This is a genomic window from Fibrobacter sp. UWR4 (assembly GCF_003149045.1).
Lineage (GTDB): Bacteria > Fibrobacterota > Fibrobacteria > Fibrobacterales > Fibrobacteraceae > Fibrobacter.
Genome location: NZ_QGDU01000085.1, coordinates 1 through 1,740, shown reverse-complemented (window position 1 = coordinate 1,740; position 1,740 = coordinate 1). Strand labels below are relative to the sequence as shown.

The window sequence follows — 1,740 nt, the reverse complement described above, 5'->3', positions numbered from 1 at the left end:
TCTCGGTTAAGTCTCATCGCTTGTCCTTTTCTTGGTCGAAAACGCAAGTTAGAAACCTAACCATCCCTAGAATTCACTTTCTAGGGATTTTTTTTGTTTTCAGCCTAGATCGGATTTACTTGACGATGAGAATCCGCGAAAGAAAAACAAAACCTTTTGGCTTAATTGCATAGATTCATTTAATGATTTGATGGTAAGAGCTCTTTATGGATGGATTGATTTGTCTGATATTAATTTAAAACATCCGTCTGTTTCAAATAATAAAGAGGAGCTAGTTGAATATGGTTCTTTGTTGGATGGACGAACTGAATTTGGACGAAAATATGATTCTCTAATGAGTTCTCTAAAGGAAGTTCACGAAAGAAGGCGAACAACTCCTCTGTCTCATCCGCAAGATAAAAAAACTAAAGTATACTCAGAGTTTGTTACAGGAATAGAAGCTAGTCACTTTAAAGAATTAGAATTCGTTGCTTTATATGAAATTACAAAGATGGTTGGAAATAAACCAAATAAAAAAGAGTAAATTGTTAGGAGTCATGATTTAGAGCTTGCTTGATTTTTTCCTGAATATATTCAATAATTAATTCTGGAAAAACTTTTTCTACATAATTTTGAGCCCTATTGATGATTGGCCACATGTAGTCTCCCAAACCGCCATTTATAAGAGAAATCCAATGTGTTGGATAATAGCGTGATAACATTCCCATAAAATAGGACATCATGTAGCAGTATCCCATTTCTGAATAAAGTTCACCACATTCTAGGGGCGCTATGATATGAATAACAGGAATGGAAAGAAATTGCTTGTGAACATAACTATGCAGAAATTGAGGTAGATTTTTACAGAAAAGTTCTGAGGTACATTCAATACAGAGTATTTCGTTTGAAATCGCAGTTGTGTAACCAAGGCTTTTATAAGATTCTGTTAATGATAGTGAAGGTTTGCATATTCGATTGATTTTAAATCCGTTTTCTAGTGAATATGTAATACTGTCTGCTACAGCATGCTTAATTTCAAAAAAAGGTTCAACATCATCTTTTAAATCAGGAATTCTTGAAATCAATTCATAAAGAGAAATCTCTTTGTTTGGAGCGGGGATTTTGTAAGGAAGAAACCAATCTACATTTGATGAATTTAAGTGCATGCAAATTTCATTATTTGTTGATTGAATGAAATTTTCAAAAAGGCCCTTGCATGTGGCAATTTTCAAATTTTTCAAATTTTTTATTCCGTTGTCAATATCCCCTGATAGAGTATTTGACCAATCTAAAACTTGTAATCCATGTCCTTTTGTCAGAGTCCCTTCTCCTCCAGATGTTCTGAATAACAAAGTTGTTGCACGACTCAAACAAGCAATACCATAAAAGGTTAAAAGGGATCTAACAGTGTAATCAGCTTGTTTGGCATTTCTGAAATATTCGCGTGCTTGCTTAGCTGCGCATGTTATTTCGGTTGCTCGCTGTGAATTTAATTCTCTATTATGAAGAACTTTGAACCATTTCTTTACGATATCAAAACTTTCTAGAGCTCTAAGTTTTTGCCATATTTCTTGTTCAGTCATAAGAAAAAGTCCTTTTTTATAATGCGTTGATTTATCATATCGCGGATTCTCATCGTCAAGTAAATCCGATCTAGGCTGAAAACAAAAAAAATCCCTAGAAAGTGAATTCTAGGGATGGTTAGGTTTCTAACTTGCGTTTTCGACCAAGAAAAGGACAAGCGATGAGACTTAACCGAGA

Annotated in this window: 2 protein-coding genes; one reads left to right on the top strand and one right to left on the bottom strand. The window is 34.0% G+C overall.

Translation table 11 applies throughout. The annotated features are described in order from the left end of the window. Positions 1 to 187: 187 nt before the first annotated feature. Entirely contained in the window at positions 188 to 523 is a 336-nt protein-coding gene (locus tag BGX12_RS15385; RefSeq protein WP_146196388.1) for a hypothetical protein, read from the top strand. A gap of 4 nt (positions 524 to 527) precedes the next feature. Here BGX12_RS15385 and BGX12_RS15180 read toward each other — a convergent pair whose 3' ends face one another. Then, positions 528 to 1,562 (bottom strand): YaaC family protein, encoded by a 1,035-nt coding sequence (locus tag BGX12_RS15180; RefSeq protein WP_109736855.1) that lies wholly within the window; start codon positions 1,560 to 1,562, stop codon positions 528 to 530. Positions 1,563 to 1,740: the final 178 nt, after the last annotated feature.